19 protein-coding genes are annotated in these 20,923 nt (G+C 64.7%); 6 read left to right on the forward strand and 13 right to left on the reverse strand.

Features of this window, described 5'->3' with window-relative positions; genetic code table 11:
- Nucleotides 1-33: 33 nt before the first annotated feature.
- Nucleotides 34-1,065 (reverse strand): ABC transporter substrate-binding protein, encoded by a 1,032-nt coding sequence (locus tag CH293_RS18350; RefSeq protein WP_052059317.1) that lies wholly within the window; start codon nt 1,063-1,065, stop codon nt 34-36.
- Nucleotides 1,066-1,304: 239 nt separating this feature from the next.
- Here CH293_RS18350 and CH293_RS18355 point away from each other — a divergent pair, with 239 nt between their 5' ends.
- The gene (locus CH293_RS18355) at nt 1,305-2,123 is read left to right on the forward strand and encodes an ABC transporter ATP-binding protein (protein ID WP_037111048.1); all 819 of its coding nucleotides are present in this window, start codon (nt 1,305-1,307) and stop codon (nt 2,121-2,123) included.
- A 58-nt stretch (nt 2,124-2,181) separates the two neighbouring features.
- On the forward strand, nt 2,182-4,245 hold the full coding sequence (locus CH293_RS18360) for a helicase-associated domain-containing protein (RefSeq protein ID WP_094721038.1): 2,064 nt from the start codon (nt 2,182-2,184) through the stop codon (nt 4,243-4,245).
- Here CH293_RS18360 and CH293_RS18365 read toward each other — a convergent pair.
- Nucleotides 4,242-5,168 carry an ABC transporter substrate-binding protein gene (locus CH293_RS18365; RefSeq protein WP_094721039.1) on the reverse strand — a complete coding sequence of 309 codons (927 nt, stop codon included), beginning with the start codon at nt 5,166-5,168 and terminating at the stop codon, nt 4,242-4,244. The genes CH293_RS18360 and CH293_RS18365 overlap by 4 nt on opposite strands.
- Nucleotides 5,169-5,180: 12 nt before the next feature.
- Nucleotides 5,181-5,837, reverse strand: coding sequence for a hypothetical protein (locus tag CH293_RS18370; RefSeq protein WP_094721040.1), 657 nt, complete (start codon nt 5,835-5,837; stop codon nt 5,181-5,183).
- Nucleotides 5,838-5,996: 159 nt separating this feature from the next.
- On the opposite strand from CH293_RS18370, the gene CH293_RS18375 reads away from it, so the two are divergent.
- From CH293_RS18375 to sigJ, 4 genes are all read left to right on the forward strand, one after another.
- A complete protein-coding gene (locus tag CH293_RS18375; RefSeq protein ID WP_094721041.1) occupies nt 5,997-6,833 on the forward strand; it encodes a DUF559 domain-containing protein in 837 nt (278 codons plus the stop codon).
- 238 nt (nt 6,834-7,071) lie between these two features.
- Nucleotides 7,072-8,301: a DUF4185 domain-containing protein gene (locus tag CH293_RS18380; protein ID WP_094721042.1), complete on the forward strand. Its 1,230-nt coding sequence runs from the start codon at nt 7,072-7,074 to the stop codon at nt 8,299-8,301.
- Between the two features lie 91 nt (nt 8,302-8,392).
- The gene (locus CH293_RS18385) at nt 8,393-9,730 is read left to right on the forward strand and encodes an NAD(P)/FAD-dependent oxidoreductase (protein ID WP_094721043.1); all 1,338 of its coding nucleotides are present in this window, start codon (nt 8,393-8,395) and stop codon (nt 9,728-9,730) included.
- A 7-nt stretch (nt 9,731-9,737) separates the two neighbouring features.
- Complete coding sequence (sigJ, locus tag CH293_RS18390; RefSeq protein WP_094721044.1) at nt 9,738-10,655, forward strand: RNA polymerase sigma factor SigJ; 918 nt, start codon at nt 9,738-9,740, stop codon at nt 10,653-10,655.
- 18 nt (nt 10,656-10,673) lie between these two features.
- On the opposite strand, the gene CH293_RS18395 is transcribed toward sigJ, so the two are convergent.
- The 10 genes from CH293_RS18395 to CH293_RS18440 form a co-directional block, all read right to left on the reverse strand.
- Nucleotides 10,674-11,432, reverse strand: a complete 759-nt coding sequence (locus CH293_RS18395; protein ID WP_037111034.1) for a GolD/DthD family dehydrogenase — start codon at nt 11,430-11,432, stop codon at nt 10,674-10,676.
- Between the two features lie 96 nt (nt 11,433-11,528).
- Complete coding sequence (locus CH293_RS18400; protein ID WP_094721045.1) at nt 11,529-12,569, reverse strand: substrate-binding domain-containing protein; 1,041 nt, start codon at nt 12,567-12,569, stop codon at nt 11,529-11,531.
- A 46-nt stretch (nt 12,570-12,615) separates the two neighbouring features.
- Nucleotides 12,616-13,635, reverse strand: coding sequence for an ABC transporter permease (locus CH293_RS18405; RefSeq protein ID WP_094721046.1), 1,020 nt, complete (start codon nt 13,633-13,635; stop codon nt 12,616-12,618).
- Entirely contained in the window at nt 13,632-15,215 is a 1,584-nt protein-coding gene (locus CH293_RS18410; RefSeq protein WP_094721047.1) for a sugar ABC transporter ATP-binding protein, read from the reverse strand. The genes CH293_RS18405 and CH293_RS18410 overlap by 4 nt, the downstream gene beginning before the upstream one ends.
- The gene (locus tag CH293_RS18415; protein ID WP_094721048.1) at nt 15,212-16,267 is read right to left on the reverse strand and encodes a zinc-binding dehydrogenase; all 1,056 of its coding nucleotides are present in this window, start codon (nt 16,265-16,267) and stop codon (nt 15,212-15,214) included. Before CH293_RS18415 ends, CH293_RS18410 begins: the two co-directional genes overlap by 4 nt.
- Nucleotides 16,261-17,025, reverse strand: a complete 765-nt coding sequence (locus CH293_RS18420; RefSeq protein ID WP_037105014.1) for an SDR family NAD(P)-dependent oxidoreductase — start codon at nt 17,023-17,025, stop codon at nt 16,261-16,263. The genes CH293_RS18415 and CH293_RS18420 overlap by 7 nt, the downstream gene beginning before the upstream one ends.
- Nucleotides 17,022-18,065: an NAD(P)-dependent alcohol dehydrogenase gene (locus tag CH293_RS18425; RefSeq protein WP_037105016.1), complete on the reverse strand. Its 1,044-nt coding sequence runs from the start codon at nt 18,063-18,065 to the stop codon at nt 17,022-17,024. Before CH293_RS18425 ends, CH293_RS18420 begins: the two co-directional genes overlap by 4 nt.
- Nucleotides 18,062-18,679: a hypothetical protein gene (locus CH293_RS18430; RefSeq protein WP_094721049.1), complete on the reverse strand. Its 618-nt coding sequence runs from the start codon at nt 18,677-18,679 to the stop codon at nt 18,062-18,064. Before CH293_RS18430 ends, CH293_RS18425 begins: the two co-directional genes overlap by 4 nt.
- Nucleotides 18,676-20,160 (reverse strand): xylulokinase, encoded by a 1,485-nt coding sequence (gene xylB, locus CH293_RS18435; RefSeq protein ID WP_094721050.1) that lies wholly within the window; start codon nt 20,158-20,160, stop codon nt 18,676-18,678. Before xylB ends, CH293_RS18430 begins: the two co-directional genes overlap by 4 nt.
- Entirely contained in the window at nt 20,157-20,798 is a 642-nt protein-coding gene (locus CH293_RS18440) for an SIS domain-containing protein (protein WP_241483609.1), read from the reverse strand. The genes xylB and CH293_RS18440 overlap by 4 nt, the downstream gene beginning before the upstream one ends.
- Nucleotides 20,799-20,923: the final 125 nt, after the last annotated feature.

The raw sequence follows: 20,923 nt of genomic DNA on the forward strand, positions 1-20,923 counted from the left end.
GCAGGCGTGTCCTTCTTGTGAGGGTGGCGTGTATCAGGAAACGGTGGGGCCGTCGGCGTAGATCTCGTCGAGGATGCTCATGTCGAACAAGGTCTCCGAGGCAGTGATGCCACCGGCTCCCAAGGTGCGGACGGACTGCGCGATCAGATCCGGGGTCATCGTGAACAAGCCGTTCGCCGTGGTGTCGGGCGTGACCATGAGATCGTTCGAGGCAACGCAGGACGCAGTCTGGGCGGACAGGTCCAGGCCGTTGTCCTTCCCGTAGACCTCGACTGCGAGCTTCGCCCCCGCGGCGGGATCGGCGATCGCGTCCTGCCATCCCCGGATGTCCGCCTTCATGAATGCGATCACTCGTGCCCGCTTGTCCGGATCCGTCAGTGAATCGGATCGCACGGTGTACGTGCCCGTCGGCAGGAGGTATCCGTGATCGGCGAGCAGCATGATCGTGATCGCGTTCCCCTTCTCGCGCAACTGAACTGCATCGTCGTTGGAGTAACCCCAGAATCCGTCGACTTCCCCGGAGATCAGTGGGGTGAGATCGTGCTGGACCGGAACTTGGGTGAAGGTGCTCGAGTCGATCTCGTTGAGTCGCAAAAACGCATCCCACGCAGTTTGGTTCACTGCCTGGATGCCGATCGTCTTTCCCGCGAGGTCTGCGGGTGAAGTAATGGGAGTGGCCATCGAGATGATCGAGAACGGGCTTTTCTGGTAGCTCGCACCGATGATCTTCAGGTCTGCACCGGCCCCGACCGCGTTGGCGGTGAAGTCGGGGGAGCTCTGCGTGACCAGGGCCTTGCCGGATTCGGCGACCGCGTCTACCGCGACGTTCGGTCCACCGGCGAGCAGATCGACGGTCAATCCTGCGTCGCGGTAGTAACCCTTGTCGTCGGCGATGTATTCGCCGGCGAATTGGAAGTTCTTGATCCAGCTGAGTTGATATGCGATGTCGCCCGATGCTGCGGACGATCCGGCGCTCGAACTGCTGCCGCACGCAGCGAGGACGGGGCCTGCGGCGATGAGGCCGGCGCCGGCGGCACCGATACGTAGGAAGGCGCGACGATCCATGAGGTCTCCTATGAGAGTCGCTTATCTGCGCGTCCCTGAGCAGAAGCGGCGAGTGGAGTCGAAGAATTTAATCTTGACCAGAGCAAGATTGGCAGTGAATCGTTTCCATGATGTTTCGTCGCGTAAACCTTGATTGAACTGCGTATGAGCCGTAGCTTCACGTCAATGCTGGGCGTAGGGTTCGTGATCGGAGCAAGATTATGTTTGCCGCACGGCGAACCAACCACAAGGACACAACCATGGAGAATTCCGTCGCGAAGTCCGTCGTACCGCTGCGCCCTCCCGGTACCGGAATCGATATCAGCGGCCTCACCAAAACGTTTTCCCTCGGCCGCGAGCAGGTACACGCACTCGACGACGTGAACATCAAAACATCGGAGGGGCAATTCTTGTCGCTTCTCGGACCGTCAGGATGCGGCAAGTCGACTGTGCTTCGAATCCTGGCAGGACTGGACACTCCTACAGCAGGTGTCGCCCTGATCGACGGCCGCTCGCCGAAGGAGCTGCAGCGTGACCACGAACTGGGTATCGCGTTTCAGGATTCCGCGCTGTTGCCCTGGCGCTCGGTCGAATCCAACATCCGCCTACCGCTCGAAGTTGCCGGACGCGACGTGGACGCCACGGCCATCGCCGACCTGATCGGGCTCGTGGGATTGGGCGGTTTCGAGAAGGCCAAGCCTGCCCAGCTGTCGGGTGGAATGAGGCAGCGGGTGTCGATTGCTCGAGCTCTTGTTCTGCGGCCGTCCGTCCTGCTGCTCGACGAGCCGTTCGGCGCGCTCGACGACATGACGCGGCAACGTCTCAACATCGAGCTTCTCCGCATCTGGACGGAGAAGCCCGCCACCACCTTGATGGTCACGCACGGCATTGCCGAAGCAGTGTTCCTGTCCGACGTCGTCGCGGTGATGGGTGCGCGCCCCGGCCGTGTCGTCGAGATGGTGCCGATCGATCTTCCTCGCCCACGGACGCCGGAGATGATGCGTTCTCCGGAATTCCATCGGCTGCACGATCATTTGTCGGATCTTCTCTTCGGTGCCGGGGATCGCTTGTCCGCCTGACGCTGCCGTGCGGAATGCGCCGCTGTATATCCATCTCGGGAGAACTAGGGTTGCGGTCATGCTTACCGCTGTCGAGGAGTCCGTTCGCGAGCGAATTGCGGCTTTGGACGTGGATGCGCTGGCGTTGCTGCTGCGGCGCCGGCATGTGGCGCGGACGGATGCTCCCGAGGATCTCGACGAGCTGGCACGTCATCTGGTCGGGGGCGATTCGTTCGCAGATGTCTACCTGACGCTTCCGCGGCCGGCGGTGGAGGTGCTGTCCGCTGTTGCGCTGTGCAAACAGCTGCGGATGCCGGCGACGGTCGATGCCGTCCGTCGGTTGCTGGGCCATCCGGAGTCGGGCTTCGCGGTTGTACTGGAGGATCTGTCCGAGCTGCAGATCGCGTGGGTGTCGGATGGCGTGCTGACGGCGGTGCATCCTCTCCCGGTGTACGCGAATCGGAGTTACGGCACGGATGTTCGTCGGTCCTTCGATGCGGCTCCGCTGCCGGTGTTGCGTTCGGTCTCGACGAGGTTGGGTGTTCGCGGAGACGGGGCCCGGCCCGAGGTGGTGGAACAACTCGTGTCGTTGTTCGACGACCCCGATGCGCTGCGGAGCGTGGTGGAGACTGCGCCGGATGCCGAGAAAGAGTTTCTGTACGAAGCTGCGCGCCGAGACTCGATCCTCTACGCGGATCCGGTGTATCTGACGGCCGCGCGTCCCGGCGCATGGGCAGTGCAGCGGGGATTGGCATGGCAGGTCGCGAACGGACCGGTGTCGATGCCGGTGCAGGTGACTCGGGCGCTTCTCGGTGCCGATTTCGTTCTACCGTTCAGCCCGACTCCGCCCGAGTTCGACTCCGAACCGGTCGATGCAGGGCACGTGCAGGCGGAAGCGTCGGCGCGCGTTCTTCGCATGGTGGAGGTGGTGACCGGGGTGATCGAATCCGCATCGACCACGCCGATTCAGTTACTCAAATCCGGTGCCGTCGGCGTGCGTACAGTGCGCGCGATAGCCAAGGACCTGCACGCCGAGGTCGACGCCGTCGAAGTAGCTCTGGAATTGGCGTTGAGCGCTCTTCTGCTTGGCTTCGAAGCTCTGCCGACGCCGAAAGGCCGAAGACGCGTTCCGGCCGGGCACGTTCTGGTCGCGACGGACCGAGCGGCGCAGTGGTTGGCAAGTGATCCCGGAACCCAGGCAGCATCACTGCTGCAGACATGGTGGAACGCCGACGCCGTGTATCTCGCGACGTACGAAGGCATCGCCGACGACTCGCGCCAGATCCCGCCGAGATTGCTGCGCCGCGCGGTCGTGTCGGCACACGACCTCGTTCAGGAGGGACACGCCTTCGCCGACGACGGCGCAGTGGTGACAATGCTCGGATGGACGTTCCCGTGCTTTCCCGTCGAGGAGGGCCTGGACATACTGCAGATGACGCAGCGTGAGGCGGAACTCGTCGGCGCCCGGGCGCTGGGCGCCGGCACCGATCTGGGTCGAGCTTTGTTGTCCGAGAACGTGTTCGACGCAGTGGAGCGGGCGGTGTCCACGGCGCACACGCGTGCGACCGTCGGCGCAGATCTGACGGCTGTGGTGTTCGGGCCGCCCGGCACCGCGCTGGCCCACTTCTTCGACAGTGTCGCAGTTCGCGAGGCGACCGGAGCCGCCACGACGTGGAGGTTCGATCAGGTCAGTGTTCGTGGAGCTTTCGACGACGGCCTCACCGTCACCGAGGTGCTCGACGGTCTCGCCAGATACTCGACCGGTGACATTCCGCAGGCGTTGAGCTACCTGGTGAACGACGTGGCCCGCACGCACGGCAGCATCGGTGCCTACGCACTCGCCTGCGCAGTCGTCGCGCCCGACGAAGCGTTGATCTCGGAGATCACCGCGAACAGGCGGTTGTCGAAGCTCGGTCCGGTTGTTCTCGCGCCCACGGTTGTCGGGTTCACCGCGCCGATCGAGACCTCGCTCGAGGCGCTTCGATCAGCGGGATATGCACCTGTGCGTCGTGATTCGGACGGACAGGTAGTAATCGGGCGCACGCAGGCGGCGCTGAATGCAGAGCCGGCGCCGTCCTACGCCCTCGGTATGGCGCCGTCCTACGACGAACTGGCCGAAACGCTCGCTGCGGCCGGTGACTAGCCGCCGAGCGCAGAGGCGACGGCTTCGACCTGATCCGCGACGCGCGGACCCCACCGGCTCGACAGATCCTCGTCCATCGTGACGATCGAGCCGTCACGCACAGCGGTGGTCGACGCCCAACCTGGCCGAGCTGCAACGGCTTCGGCCGTCACGCCGCAGCACTGGGAGTCGGCGAGGAAGACGATGTCGGGGTCGGCGGTGACGACACCTTCGTCGGACATCTGCGGATAATCGGTGCCGGCACCGTCGGCGATACTGGTCAAGCCGAACAGGCCGTAGATTCGGCCGATGAAGCTCTCGCTCGTCACCGTGTATAGCATCGAATCGAGTTCGTGGAAGTAGGTTGCGTTCGACTGCGGAACGCTCGCCACCGCGGCATCGATGCGAGTGCGCATGTCGGCGACCACTGCGTCGCCTTCGGCGTCGTGACCGGTGGCGTCGGCAATGGTCTCGATCTGGGCGTAGGTGTCGTCGATACTCGTCGCGGCGGGAAGCAGCAGTACTGGTACTTCGGCTGCGTCCAGACCGGCGACGAGGCCGTCGATGTCGTCGGAGGCCACCACCAGATCAGGGTCGTAGCCGATGATCGCCTCCAAGCTCGGTGTGTACGCGGACAGCTCGGTTCTCGGAGCGTCGGTCGGGAAGTCGGACTGACTGTCCACCGCGACCACCTGCTCGCCTGCACCGACGGCGAACAACGTCTCCGTCGCCGTCGGGCTCAGTGAGACAATGGATGTCGGCCTCGACTCGATGACTACGTCGGCCCCAACGGTCCTGGGAAACGTCCCGTCACCGGCGAACTGGTCCGCGGTTTGTTCGTCGGTCGTTCCGCTCCCGCACCCCGAGACAACCAAGGCAACGGCTGCCGCCGTCGCGGCCAGGACTGTCGGTATGCGCACCGGTCGATGTGTCATGTTCTCCATTCCTCCGACGTGTCAGTCGACGGTAGCGTCGTCGGCGTCCCGCAGCTGCCGATAGGCCTCGGCGAGCAGGTCGCCGGCGAGGTCGTCGTTGTGGCCGGTGGTGTCCGGTGCGCGGTCGGTCATCGAACGTGAGTTCAGGGCGTAGGCCAGGTCGTCGAATTCGTCGTCGGTGATTCCGAAGTCGATGCCGGCCTCGTCGGTCAAGAGTGCGCCGATGTCGATTCGCCACGACCACACGTCCGTGGTGCCTGCCGTTGCTCGTGCGGCGCTGACCAGGTCGGTGGAGAAGTCGAGCTGTTCGTCGGAGTACCCGTCGGCCATGTCGGTGTTGACGGTCATTTCCAGTTCGATCGAGTCGTCCTCGTCGTTGCTGAATTCGGTGACGACGAGAGTGTCGACTCCGCCGCAGGTGAGGGTCAGGAGGCGACGCTCGTGGGCGGGGGAGTCTCCCGCGGGAAGCGCGGCGACGGTCCACCCGTGCCGGACGGTGTTCGCCGGGTCGGAGATGGTGGCGTTGACGTAGTCCGCGACGATGTTGCGGATGTCGGGATAGGCGATGTGATCGGACAGTTCCCAGTACCTCGTTCGGTGGCCGGATACCGTGCCGGTCAGCACCGTCGTGCGCTGGGCTCGTTCGGTCGGAAAGGTGAAACGCTCGGTTGCCGCCATGACTGACGATCCAACTACATGCGGGCAACCATTCCCAATCGATCGTCCTGTCGGTACGAAATTCGACTGCAGCTGGTTCATCCACAGGCGTTCTCGTTATCCACAGGCGGCCGTTCGCCGAGGGTTGGACGCGCCGACGACGGTGCAGAGTGACGAGCCATGGGGGTCTACACGCGTGCACAACTGGAGAGTCAGGGGATTGCACGGTCCGGGATCGCACGGAGGGTACGGACCGGTCGCTTGATCAGGGTCCTTCCTCGGATCTACTCGGATCCCGATCCGTCCTACTTCGACCTGTGCACCGCCCTCACCCTGTGGCGGAGCGATGCAGTACTCAGTCACGACAGCGCAGCGTGGCTCTGGGGCCTGCTCGACGACGAGCCGTCGACGGTTCACGCGACCGTGCCGGTATCGGTACGGGTCAGCCGTGTCGACGGATTCGTGCTGCACCGCCGGTCCGTGTCGTCGACCGAAAGGCACGGGCTACCGGTGGTATTCGCCGCGCAGTGCTTCGTGGACGTCGCGTCCACATTGGCCGGTGATCCGCTCGACCAGTTCTTCGACCGCAATATGGGCGCACGGGTGTCATGGCGAGCGGTCACCGACCACATCGTTGCCACGAAAGGAATGAAGGGCATGCGTGAGGTTCGTCGTCAGTTGGAACACTGTTGCCCAGGCACGTTCTCCGAACCGGAGCGGATGGTCGCCAGGGCCGTCCGCGCTCGCGGTGTTCGGATGAACATCAACGCACCCATCGGCCCGTACTTCGGAGATCTCGTGGACTATCTCGCCAAGGTCGACGTGGAGATCGATGGGCGTGAATACCACATCGCGCCCGGACCTTTCGACAACGACAGGGTCAGGCAGAACTGGATGATCCTCGACAACTGGTTGGTGCTCCGCTACTCCGCTGCGACGGTGTACCGCGATGTCGACGCCGTGGCGGATCAGATCGTCGGCGTTGTGCGGCGCCGTAGACGCAACAGGGGTGCCTGACGCTCCATTCTTTCGACGAATCTGCGGTTTTCCGCGCTTTCGACTCGATAGTGGAGCATCAGGATCGGGCCTGAACTGGGCCAACTTACACGGATGTCATTCTGCTGCTTGTGTATTTGTCGTGCGCGGACGCCTTGCAAGAAGCGAGGATTTACGTAACACTCACCCCATCAGTCTCATGAGTAACACGAGTCACACGACACGGTGGGGAGCGTTCATGCGCGCACGTACTCGGCAGATGGCGATCGGCGCTGTACTTACCCTCGCGGCGAGCGGACTCACGGTTCTCTCGTCACCCACCGCCAGTGCAGAACCGTGCGGAGGCATCGGTGGACCGGGCTCGTCGCCGCTGTTCGGGTCGTCGGGCAGTGCGGGTGGTGGCCCCGAGAAGAATCCGCGGGGCCCGCAGGGCCAGCTTCCCGCGATCTCCGGCAACGCGACGTCGGTTGCATGGGTCACCGGGCCGTTGAGCCCCAACAACACCTACGACCGGTTCGGCATCTCCGGGACGGATTTGGGCATCAGCTGGGACAACGGGTCCGGGCAGACGCTGATGGCGTTCGGTGACACGTTCGGCAATTGCTCGGTGACCGGGGCGCAGTGGCGAAGCAACGTTCTCCTGCGGTCGGACGACAAGAATCTCGCCGACGGCATCACCGTCGCCGACGGAGTTCCGGGCGATTCCACGTCGGGCGCGGTCGTGGAACCGGCAGGATTCGCCAGCGAGGTCGTTCCCAGCCTGGGTGTCGCAGGCGTCGAGGACACCGTCATTCCTACTGCGGCCATCTCGATCGGCGCTGTGCAGTACATGAACTACATGTCGGTGCGCTCGTGGGGAGCGCCCGGTCGTTGGGTCACCAACTTCTCCGCGATCGCGATGTCGAGGGACAACGGGCAGACCTGGCAGACTGCGCCCGCGACGATCCGGGTCAACGCAGGCATCACGATTCCAGCGTTCCCTCAGGTCGAGGAGAGCAACGGCAAGTATCAGATGAACGCGTACGCGAAGGGTCAGGACGGCTACATCTACCAATTCGGTACGCCCAACGGTCGTTTCGGTGCCGCGTTCGTTGCCCGCGTGAAGCCGGAGGAGATCCTCGACCTGACGAAGTACGAGTACTCGACGCAGGATCAGGCCAAGCCCTGGTCGACGAATGTGGCCGATTCGAAGTCGGTGGTGACGGAACCCGTCAGCGAATTGTCGGTGGCCTGGAACGAGACGTTGAAGCGGTATGTCATGTTGTACGGCAACGAGGTGGACCGGACCATCGTGGCCCGCACATCGGAGAAGCCCGAGGGGCCGTGGAGTGCGCCGAAGACGCTCCTGAACAGCTGGCAGACCAACGGCGGAATCTATGCGCCGTACATCCACCCACTGTCCAGCGGCAACGACCTCTACTTCACCGCGTCACGATGGTCTGACTACAACGTGCTGCTCCTGCGGACCAACGTCGACGTACTGAAGTAGCCGAGTCCCGCACCGGTTGATCCGATCGTGTCACCTCACACATGAGACGGCTGTGTCGTCGTAGGGGTACAGACACAATCGGAGGCGGGACATGACAGAGATCCTCATCGTCGGCGGCGGATACGCCGGGCTCTACACAGCGCTGAATCTCGAGAAGAAGCTTCACCGCGACGAGGCGCACGTGACTCTGGTGGATCCTCGCCCCTACATGACCTACCAGCCGTTTCTACCCGAGGTGGTCTCCGGTGCGATCGAGCCGAGGCACACCGTCGTGTCGCTGCGGCGGCACCTGCGTCGAACCACCCTCGTTGCTGCCACCGTGGACCGGATCGATCATGCACGCAAGACCGTCCGAGCTCACGGCCTCGACGGCCGCGACCTCGAACTGAACTACGACATCGTCGTGGTCACGGCCGGTGCCGTCACGCGGACGTTCCCCATTCCGGGCCTCGTCGACGAAGCAATCGGCATGAAGAACGTCGAGGAGGCCGTCGCGATCCGGGACAGGCTGCTCACCGCATTCGACCGGGCAGCCGCTCTGCCCGACGGCCCCGAGCGTGCCCGCCTGCTGACGGTGACGTTCGTGGGCGGTGGATTCTCGGGAGTCGAGGGCTTTGCAGAGGCGCTGTCTCTGGCGACGGAGCAACTGCCGTACTACCCGGAGATCGGAGCCCGCGAGCTTGCATTCCACCTTGTCGAGGCGCAGGGCAGGATCCTGCCCGAGGTGAGCGACGGGTCGGGACGCTGGGTCGTCCGGCATCTGCGGGATCGCGGTGCGCACGTGCACCTGAACGCCCAGATGGTGTCGGCCGTCGGCGGACACGTGGTGTTGTCGACGGGGGAGGAGTTCGACTCGGATCTGATCGTCTGGACTGCAGGCAACGCCGCGAACGGCGTTGTTGCACGGCACACGGACCTCCCCGTCGACGCACGAGGATTTCTCGTGACCCGCGCCGACCTACGCGTCGGAACCGAGGAAGAGATCGTCGCCGACGCGTGGGCGGCGGGCGACAACGCGGTAGTGCCGGACCTTGCCGTCGGGCACGGAGCGACGACCGTTCCCAATGCGCAACACGCGGTTCGGCAGGCAAAAAGGTTGGCGTCCAACATCGTCGAGAGCGTGCGAGGTCGTGAACCGAAGGAGTACGTGCACAGTAGCCTCGGGGTCGTCGCCACTCTCGGACGAGGACACGGTCTGTTCCAGTACAAGTGGATCGTCGTCAAAGGATGGCCCGCATGGGCGATGCACCGCGGGTATCACGTCCTTGCGGTACCGACGTGGGAGCGCAAGGTCCGCGTTCTGCTCGGCTGGGTCGGCGCGTTCGTCGGACGCAGGGACATCGCGTCGCTCGCGGCGACCGTCGCGCCTCGCCGGGCGTTCACCAGTTCAGGAGTGGAGCCCACCCCGCCCACCGAGAGGGTGGCATGATCCGGTGATGGCCGACGAGACCGAGTCCTTGCCTGCACATCTCGGCGACGTCCACGACGAGCGACGCAGGTTGTTGTCGATGGCCTATCGGATGACCGGAACGCTCTCCGACGCCGAGGACGTGGTGCAGGAGACGTATCTGCGGTGGTATCGACTGAACGAGGAGGAACGGGCGGAGATCGTCAATCCGGCTGCGTGGTTGACACGAGTGGGTAGTCGGGTGGCACTCGACCTCCTCGGTTCTGCGCGGGCGAGGCGTGAACGCTATGTCGGTGAGTGGCTTCCGGAGCCTGTGCCGGCCGACTTGTTCGCGGGAACGGCGACGGAGGTCGATCCGGCAGACCGCGTCACCCTCGACGACGCCGTCAGCACTGCGCTTCTGGTGGTACTCGAAGCGATGACTCCTGCCGAACGTGTGGCGTTCGTACTGCACGACGTGTTCGCGGTGCCCTTCGACGAGATCGCGGGTATCGTCGGCCGCACTCCTGCAGCAACGCGGCAATTGGCGTCGGCCGCTCGACGGCATGTCCGCGAGCAACGCTCGACGCTCGTGGCGGAATCCGATCATGATGCAACGGTTCGCTCTTTTTTGGCGGCCAGCCGCGGCGGCGACATCGGCGAGCTGATGAAGGTGCTGGCCCCTGACGTGACTTTGCGTTCCGACGGTGGAGGATTCGTCAGTGCTGCCAGACGGCCGGTTCTCGGCTCCGACCGCGTGGCGCGGTTCGTGCTCGGTGTCGTCGCGAAGCAGCCCGCTCTGCGTGTCGAGGAGACCCGGATGGCGGACGGCCTCGGTTATCGACTTCTGGCGGATCATCGGACAATCGGGACGGCCAACTTCCGCGTCGTGGACGGCCGCATCGTCGACGTCTGGTTCATGCTGAACCCGGAGAAGTTGACCAGCTGGCTGCCGCGAAACATCTGACTCACCAACGACTTCGGATCACAGAATCGTGTAACCACCGTCGACGAGGATGTCGGCGCCGTTGATCATGGCCGCGCCCGGGGAGGCCAGGAAGACAGCCACCGTGGTGATGTCCTCGGTCTCGGCGAAGCGGCCCACCGGGATACGCGCGCGCAGAGCGTCGCCCTTCGGATTGGTCCACGCGTCGCGGCCCAATGGTGTCATCACGACGGTGGGGGAGATGGTGTTGACGGTGACTCCGCGGCCGGCCCATTCGGCGGCAAGGACTTTCGTCAGACCCAGTACGCCGAATTTCGACGCACAGTAGGCCGCGTGTTCCTCGATGGCTACTGTTGCCGCCTGGGACGCGATGTTGACGATCCGGCCGCTTCCCGCAGCCAGCATGACGCGTCCGAATTCCTGACACACGAGGAACGTTCCGGTGAGGTTGACGTTCATCGTCAGATTCCAGAAGTCGTCGGAGAGGTCCTCGGCGGCTGCGAGCCGAGCGACACCAGCGGAGTTGACCAGGATGTCCACGCGACCGAAGTCCGCGACGACGTTCTGTGCGGCGTGCGCAACCGATGATCGGTCGGCTACGTCGCACGCGACGCTGTGAGCGCCGATCTCGGCGGCCTGCTTCGCTGCCGCATCGCCGTCGCGATCGACCAGTACGACGCGTGCTCCTTGCGCGGCGTAGGCCGCGCCGATCGCTGCGCCGATGCCCGACGCGCCGCCGGTGACGACGGCGACCTTGCCGTCGAGGGAAAGATCGACGGGAGCGGGCAGTGCGGTCATGGAGGCGGGCCTTTCTCTACGGATGGGTGGAATTCGAGGCGGGGCGGGCTGGAGGGGGAGAGCTGCCGCCCCGCCTCGAAGATCGGAACCGGGTAATTACTGTCCGGGGATTCCCTCGTTGGCGATGTTGCCGGTCTCGAGGTTCTGGGCGGTCAGATCCACCAGCCCGTCCAGGAATGCCTGACGGTCGGTCACGACGTGCTCGATGGCGACATCGACGTTGTCGGCCGTGATGGCGGGCATGACGTACACCGGTGCGGTGTCGACGTCTTCGCCCTTGGCGATCTTGTTGGCAACCGCGAGACCCGCCGAGAGTTCGACAGTGCCGTTCTGCAGCGAGGTGCCGATGAATTCACCGCTCTTGACCGCGTTCAGGCCGTCCTCGATGCCGTCGATGCCCACGATGGGGACGTCGGTGCGTCCGGCTTCCTTGAGTGCTTGCAGCGCGCCGAGGCCCATGTCGTCGTTCTGTGCGACGACGCCGTCGATCTGATCGCCGAAGCTCGAGAGCCAGTTCTTCGTCTTGTTGACGGCTTCGTCGCGCTTCCAGTTGGCGGTGTCCTTGGCGAGCACCTTGATGTCCGGGTACTTCGCCAGAACCTGGTCGATGCCCGCGCCACGGTTGATCTCGCCGGAGCCACCGAGCGGTCCCTGCAGGATGACGATGTTGCCGCGCCCGCCGAGCTCGTCGGCCATCATCTGCATTTCCTGCGCGCCTGCCGCCACGTCGTCGGGCTGAACGTTGCCGGAGATCTGATCGGTCTCGAGTTCGGCGTTCACGGCGATGACCGGAATGCCCTTGTCCTTGGCGGACTGGACCTGAGGTGCCAGCGAATCAGCCTGTGCCGGAACGACGATGATGGCGTCGACACCCTGATTGATGAGGGAGTCGACCTGGCTTGCCTGGACCGAGACGTCGTTGTTCGCCGAGTTCCACAGCAGCTCGATGTCGTTGGCCGCAGCGTAGGTTTCCATTCCTTCCTTGCCTGCGGTGATGAAGGAACTCATGTCGTACACGGTGACGCCGATGCGCGTCTTGCCGTCCTGGGCGCTGGTGTCGCCTGCGCCGCAGGCAGTGACGCCGACGGCGAGGAGGCCCGTGGCCGCCACGGTCAGCATCTTGGAAGCAAACTTCATTGTTCTTCTCCGGATCGGTGGGTAGTGATGTGAGGGACGAGAGCGGTCAGGTTCTTCGCTTGGACGACCAGACGTCGACCGAGACGGCAGCGACGATGAGTACGCCCTTGATGACGTCCTGCCAGTACGCGGGGACGACGAGCAGGTCGAGACCGTTGTTGAGCGTCTGGATCATGAACAGGCCGAGCGCAGTTCCCCAGATGGTGCCGCGTCCGCCCATGAGGCTTGCGCCTCCGATGACGACCGCCGCGATGGCGTCGAGTTCGTAGCCCTGGCCCAGGTTCGGTGGACCGGAGATGACACGGGACGCCAGCATCACGCCGGACAGTCCGGCGAGCACACCGGACAATGCGTAGACACTGAAGAGAACGTTCTTGGCATTGATTCCCGCGATTTCGGCGGCGGTACGGTTGCCGCCGACTGCGTAGACACGCATGCCGTAGGCGGTTCGCTTCATCACCACTGCCAGGACGATGATGCCGATGATCATCACGAGGACTGGGATCTGAAGGCCGAAGATCTTGGTGTTGGCGATCTGGCCGAACTCTGCCGGAAGGCCGTTGATCGGTGCGCCACCACCGATCACGTACGCGAAACCCGAACCTGCGGTGAGCATACCGAGTGTCGCGATGAACGGGGGAACATTGATGCGAGAAACCAGAAATCCGTTGATCGAACCTGCGACGAGGCCGACGAACATTGCGACCAGCACTGTCAACCAGACCTGGCCCGGGTTCGCTTTGGCCACAGCAGCGGACGCCATGGCGGACACTGCGATGACACTGCCGACCGAGAGGTCGATTCCTCCGGTCAGGATCACGAGAGTCTGGCCGAGTGCGATCAGCGCGAACGGTGCAGCCGCGACGAGAATGGTCTGCAGGTTGTCGACGGTGCCGAATCGGGCACTGCGGTAGGAGAAGTACGCGATCACCAGCAGCATGACGATGACCATCGAGTAACGCAGTGCGAGTGCGCCGGCCCACGCGCTGGAGAACCGACGAACGGGCTCTCCGGTTACGGCCGATACGGACGTCTTCTCGTCCGGTTCAGCGACGGGTGTTGTCACTGTGGTGCCTCCTCGAGTGGCGACCGTTGCTCGGTCGCAACGATTTCGCTTGGTGTATCGGTGGCCCGGGTTTCTGCTGCCCGGGTGTCCAGAGCCGTTGCCAGTCGGAACACGGAATCCTGGACTTCGGGGTGATCGAGCGCATCGCGGTCGAGTTCGCCGACGAAAGCACCCTCGCGCATCACGAACGCACGATGCGACAGGCCCACGATTTCGGGCATGTCCGACGACGCCATGACGACAGCCATTCCGCGGCTGGCGAATTCGGTGATGATGCGATAGATCTCGGAGCGAGCTCCGACGTCGACGCCGCGGGTGGGCTCGTCGAGCAGCAACACGTCGACGGTACCGGTCAGCCAGCGTGCGAGTACTACTTTCTGCTGATTTCCGCCCGACAATGTGCCCACGCTCTGGCCGAGTCCACGGCTACGGAGTCGGACCGAGTCCATGGCGTCGGACACTGCCGTGGAGCGGGACTTGTTGCGAAGCCATCCGGCGATGCTGAACGAGGACAGTCTCGGCAGAGAACCGTTGTCCAGCACGCTCATCGACAGCACGACACCGTTGACCTTGCGGTCCTCGGGCACCATGGCCATCCCTGCGGTGATCGCCGCCGCTGGTTTACCTTTCGGAACCGTCTTGCCGGATACCTTCACGGTTCCCGACGCCACCGACCGCATCCCGAACAATGCTTCGAGCAACTCGGTGCGGCCGGCGCCGACAAGTCCTGCGAGGCCGACGATCTCACCGCGGCGGACGGTCAGGTTCACCGGCTCGGATGCGCCGACCACCTGAAGGTTCTCGACTTCCAGAACGACCTCCCCGGTGTCTTTGCCGACCGAAGGGAAGAGGTTCTCGAGTTCACGGCCGATCATCGCGGTGACGATCTCGTCGTCGGTGATCTCCGTGAGCTTCTCGTCGGTGATCAACTTCCCGTCACGCAGGACGACGACACGGTCTGCGATCGCGCGGATCTCGGCCATCTTGTGCGTGGTGTAGACCATGGCGACACCGCGGTCACGGAGCTGCTGCATGACCTTGTACAGGCCCTCGACCTCCCGCTCGGAGATAGCGGAGGTCGGTTCGTCGAGCATGACGACCTGGGCGCCCGTGCGGGCGGCCTTGACGATCTCGATGATCTGTCGAAGGCCGACCGGTAGCGAGCCCATGCGTGCGGTGGGGGAGATGGATACGTCGAAGACACTGAGTGTCTCGGCGGCTTCCTTGATCATCGCGCGACGGTCGAGGAAGATACCGCGACGCTTCTCGCGCCCGACGAACATGTTCTCGTAGACCGTCATGTCGTCGATCGACGCCAGTTCCTGCGGGACGATCGCGACGCCGTGACGAACCGCGTCGCGTGGGTCACCGGAAGAGAGTGTGTGCTCGCCGATCGTGACCGTGCCGGTATCGGCGCGCAGCTGCCCGGTCGCGATCTTCATGAGCGTCGACTTACCCGCACCGTTCTCACCGGCCAGAGCCGTGACGGTGCCGGGTTCGAGCTCGAGGGTGATCCCCTTCAGCACAGGGACTCCACCGAAACTCTTTGTCACGTCCTGACACTCGAGGAGCGCGGTCATGGCCGGTCACCGACGGTGATCAGGACCTTGACCTGCTCGGGATCGGTCGAGGCGGTGAACGCTTCCGCAGCGCGTTCCAACGGAAATTCCGCCGTGACGAATTCGTCGATCGGTACCGCGCCCTCGGTGAGCATGTCGATTGCTTCCTGGACGTCCTCTCGCACGTACATCAGGCATCCTGCAACGATGATCTCGCGGTCCTGAATCAGATCGAGGGGGACCGGGGTAGCACCCGCGGCGACACCGACGATCAGCACGGCGCCGCCCTTGTCGACGATGTCGATCGCCTGCGCAACCGACGATTCACGGGACACGCAGTCGATGACGACATCGGCCGGTCCGCCGAGTGCGGCCTTCGCCGCAGCGACGGCGTCGCCCGAGGCCGGGTCGAAGCTGCCGACGGCCCCGAGGCGTTCGGCTCGTGCGCGCTTGGAGTCGAGCAGATCGGCAACGACGACGGTGGCACCGGCGCGTCGGGCGGCGAGGAGTACGAACAATCCGATCGGGCCCGCGCCCACTACCGCGACACGCTTGCCGTCCAGACCGCCGACGAGTCCGGCCGCTCGACGAACTGCGTGCACCGGGGTGGCGAGCGGTTCGATCAATGCGGCATGGCGGTCGTCGAGCCCGTCGGCCAGCGGGATGACACGATCCTCGGCGATGGTGAACGCGTCGGTGAGTCCGCCAGGGGTCTGACATCCGAACACGGCGAGTTCGGCGCAGATGTTGTAACGACCGGCCAGACACTGCGTGCACCGGCCGCACGCGAGGTTCGGTTCGACGACGACACGACGTCCGACGAGAGAGGGATCGACCCCGTCGCCTGCGGCATCGACGATCCCGACCACTTCGTGACCGGGGCGGAAGGGAAGATCGATGAACGGATGACGGCCGTGCGCCGCGTGAATGTCGGAACCACAGATCCCGACGACCGTGCTGCGCACACGTACTTCCCCGCTCCCGGCTTCGGGAACGGCAACGGTCTCGACGCTGACGTCGTCGATTCCCTCGACGAGAATGCGTCGGACGGTTGCAGTTTCGGTACTCACCATGCTGTGTAGCCTCCGTCTGCGACGAGAACCGACCCGGTGATGAAACTCGCGGCGTCGCTCGCCAGGAACACGACGCTCGGTGCGATTTCCTCCGGCATGGCGTAGCGCTGCATCGGAGCATCGTCGATCCAGTAGCGCTTGAGGTCGGGGCGGTCGACCGGCGCCATTTCGGTCTTGCAGTAACCGGGGGCGACTGCGTTGACACGAATCCCCAACGGACCCCATTCGGCCGCCAGTGATTTGGTGAGGTGATGAACTGCCGCCTTGGACGCGTTGTAGGCGGGCTGCATCTGCGGGCGGTTGACGATGATGCCGGACATCGATCCGATGTTCACGATCGAGCCGGTGCCCCGTTCGCGCATGTGTGCGCCGACGGCAATGCTGCACTCCCACAGTGCTTTCACGTTCAGATCGAAGACGTTGTCCCACTCGTTCTCGGTGACGTCCCACGAATCGTTGTGGTAGCAGGTGCCGGCATTGTTGACGAGAATGTCGATCTTGCCGAGCTTCTCGATTGCCTCGACGGTCATGCGTTCGATGTCGGCATGCTCGGTGATGTCGGCGGTGATGGCCTCGAATGTGAACCCTTCGGCTGCCGCCTCGGCGACGACCTTCTCGTTACGTTCTGCGCTGCGTCCGGCGATGGCGACGTGCGCGCCGGCGGCAGCGAGACCGAACGCGAACGCGCGTCCGAGTCCTTGGTTGCCGCCGGTGACGATTGCGGTTCGTCCGGTCAGATCAAAAGGATTGTTGCTCATGCAGGCACCACTATCGACTTGAGGCTGGCAGGGTCGGTGTCGCTCTCGAGCGCGTCGGCGACATGCTCGAGGTCATAGCGTCCGGTGACGAGTCGATCCAGATCGACGAGTCCGGTGGACGCGAGATGGATTGCCGCCGGCCATGTATCGGTGTAACGGAACACGCCGGTGACGGTGATCTCCAAGTTCTGGATGTGGCTGACGGGAAGCGGGTAGTTGTCGGCGCCCATGCCGACGAGGACGACACGGCCGGCCGGGCCGACGGCGCGGATGCCGCTCTGAACGGCTGGAACTGCTCCGCTGGCGTCGACGAAGGCGTCCACCTGAGGGTCGAGTGCTGCGACGTCCTGGGTCATCGGGTCGATGACCTCGGTCGCGCCGAAGGTGAGAGCGCGCTCGCGCCTCGACTCGACGGGATCGGAGACCACGATGCGTGCCGCCCCGAATGCACGCGCCGCTTGGGCGGTGATGATGCCGATGGGCCCGGCTCCGGCGATCAGGATCGACGATCCCGGCACGATGCCGGCCTTGCGCATGGTCGTGACTGCAACCGAGAGCGGTTCGAGAAGAGCAGCAGCCTCGTCGGACAACGAATCGGGGACTGGATGCGCGAAGTCGGCGTCGATGGTGACGTACCGGCAGAACGCGCCGTCGATCGGCGGTGTCGCGTAGAACTTCATGTCGGGGCAGAGGTTGTAGCGGCCGGCCATGCATTGTGTGCAGCGACGGCACGGATGCTGTGGTTCGACGGCCACTCGTTGGCCGATGCGCGCGGCATCGACACCGTCGCCGACAGCGGCGATACGGCCGGACAGTTCGTGGCCGAGCACCATCGGGTCGTGGACGACGAAGTCGCCGATCCGGCCTTCACGGTAGTAATGCACATCGGAGCCGCAGACGCCGACAGCAGCGACCTCGATCAGAACTTCGTACGGTGCCGGGGTGGGGACTGGGCGGTCCTCGATCTCCAGCGTGCGCACGCCGGTCATCACGCTCGCGCGCATCGAGGATGCGGGAGGTGTGGGGGTGGCGGTGGTCATGATTGTCCTTCCGGCAGTGTGTGATCGGTGAGTAGGGCGCGGCCGACGACGAGCGTCGTGGCGCCGGCGGAGCGGCAGCGAGGTATCAGCTCGGGTGTGACACCGCCGTCGACGGTGACGTTGCCGTGGGCGGAGAACATGCGCACGAACCCGAGTCGATCCGGGTCTGCGGTGCCGGAGGTTCCCGGCTGCAGAAGCATGACGAGCACCCCGTGATAGCCCTTCAGATCCGCGGCCGTCGGCGCAGTGTCGTCGAACTCGTCCCAGACCGCTGCCCAGAGTCGGCAGTCACGTTCGTCGCGAATTCCGATAGGTACGTACAGATCTCCGCAGTCCGGGATCGTCGGGAGCAGCTTTCGAACTCCTGCGGCGCTGCCGATGAGATGGATCCCGAGCATGCTCTGCGGAACCACGTGGGCGAGTTCGGCGAGCTCGGCTGCATCGATGCCGGACGGCAGATCTTCCCCGGGTGCCATGACGTCGACGTGCACCGAGATGCCCGCATCGACGAGGGCACGCGCGGCGTCGACGCGTGAGCCGGATGCCGCAGCGTAGATGCTTCCCGCCAGGACGCTTTCGAGGCCGGTGTGCCAGGGCGCAAGTGCGACGGTCATGACGCGTCGCTCCGATCGAGTACGTCCACAGCTGCTGCCCGACGCCAGTTCTCGCGAACCGCGGCGATGTCGCGCCCGGTCTTGCGAGGAGCAACCGTCGCGCGGGCCGCGGGCGTCCAGCGCTGAGAGAGCTCGACCATGCCGTCGATGTCGTGACCCGCAGCGACCGCTGCAGCCTGTACGCACGCACCGCGAGCGGTTGCCTCGTCGGCATCCGGGACGGTCACGATGTCGCCGGCGAGATCCGCGAGCAGTTGCAGTGTCGCTCGTGACCGGGCACCGCCCCCGACGACCGTCAGGGGGCCGTCGCAGCGAATGCCGAACGAACGCAGCGCGTCTCGGCCCGAGAGCAGGGACAGCAGCGGTCCTTCCAGGAATGCGCGTGCCATTTCCTCCCGCGTCGTCGCCGACGTGATCTCGGACAGCAGACCTCGAGCGTGGGGGCGGTTGGGGGTGCGTTCACCGTCGAGGAACGGGACCAGGGTGGGTCCGACCGTCGGTGGCGCTGCGAGTGCGAGATCGGCGAGGCCGGCGTGATCGGTTCCGAGGATTCTGGCCGCGGTGTCCCCGACCCGCGCCGCATTGAGGGTGCAGATGAGCGGTAGGTAACCGCCCGTCGTGTCGGCGACCCCGTTGACGATGCCGCCTTCGTCGAACACTGGGGTGCGAGTGGAGGTCGCGACGACTCCGGAGGTGCCGAGACCGACGTATTGATCGCCGTCGCTCAGGCCGAGACCGAGGTAGGCGGCGTGCTGATCGCCCGCACCTGCGCCGACGAGTACCGGTCCGGTGATGCCGAGCTCGGTGGTTGCGCGCTCGGTCAAGTAGCCTGACGCGTCGGCGCCGCCGAGGACAGTCGGCAGCATCGGAAGCCAGTCACGCGCGCCTGCGGCGGCATCGAGGTACTCGGGTAGCCAGGAGTCCGTGGTGGCGTCGAAGTAACCGGTGCCGGACGCGTCGGAGCGGTCGGTCACGGCCCGGCCGGTGAGGCGGTAGGTCAGGTAGTCGTGGGGAAGGAGAACGCGTCGTGCTGAATCCAGTACATGGGGCTCGTGCTCGGCCACCCAGGCCAGCTTCGCGATCGTGAACGCTGCGGTAGGCAGGGATCCGATGGAACGTACCCACTGCGGGCCGCCGATTCGCTCGACGAGTTTCGCGAGTTGATCGGCACCGGTCGTGTCGTTCCACAGCTTGGCCGGACGCAGGGGTTCGTCGTCCTTGTCCAGTAGAACCAGGCCGTGGCATTGTGCCGCCACCGACATCGCGGAGACCGAGACCTCGCCTGCTGAACCGAGAGCAGCGCGGACGGCGGTGACCAGGGCGTCCCACCACGACGGTGGATCCTGTTCGCTGCACGGCGGGAAGGCGGGCGTGTGCGGCGCAGCGCCCGAGGCCAGAAGCTCACCGGTGTCGGCATCGCGGACCTCTGCCTTGCACGACTGAGTGGACGAGTCGACACCGACCACGACGGTCCGGCTCACAGTCCCACCACCGGGGCGTCGCTGCCGGCCAACACGTCGACGCGGGTGCCGACGCCACCTGCGGGATGCGAATCGACGACGTCGTGGAGTGTGTGGCCGGTGAGTGCCATGGCGACGACACTCACAGCGTCGCCCCACGCGCCGACAGCCAACGTGCTGGCCAGGGCAATCATGTTGCCGGGGTCTGCATCCGGCGCGGTGGCGGGTAGTACGGCGACGTCGGTTGCTGCCTGGGCGAATGGCGAGTCGGCTGCTTCGGTGACAGCGATGACTCGGATTCCGCGGGCCACGAGTCGGCTCGTCAATTGGGTGAGTTCGGTCGATCGGCCGGTCTTCGAGATCGCGAGAACGAGGTCGTCGTTGCTGATCGCGGCCATGCCGCCGTGCAGTGCGTCCATTGCTGGGAGATACAACGACGGGGTACCGCATACGGAGAGCAGATGTGCCATTCGTTCGGCCATGATCCCGGACGTCCCGGATCCGGTGGTGATGACCTTGCCTGTTGTGTCGACCATTGCCCGCGCGACGCGGACGACGCTGGGTTCGACGGTGTCGGCGAGGGTGCTCAGGCCCGAGGCCTCTCGAACCAGCACCGTGTGCGCGAGACGCTGCAGAGCGGCGTCGTCGAGCTTGCTCATATGTAGTACCTCACTGCTCACGTGATTTGTGAACAGGATCATGCATGGCGGATTGCTCATATGTCAACGAGGTTGCTCATATGAGCATGAGGCATCATGATGGGGCTCATGTGAGCCGAAGGGAG

This window comes from Rhodococcus sp. 14-2470-1b, assembly GCF_002259415.1.
Classification (GTDB): domain Bacteria; phylum Actinomycetota; class Actinomycetes; order Mycobacteriales; family Mycobacteriaceae; genus Rhodococcoides.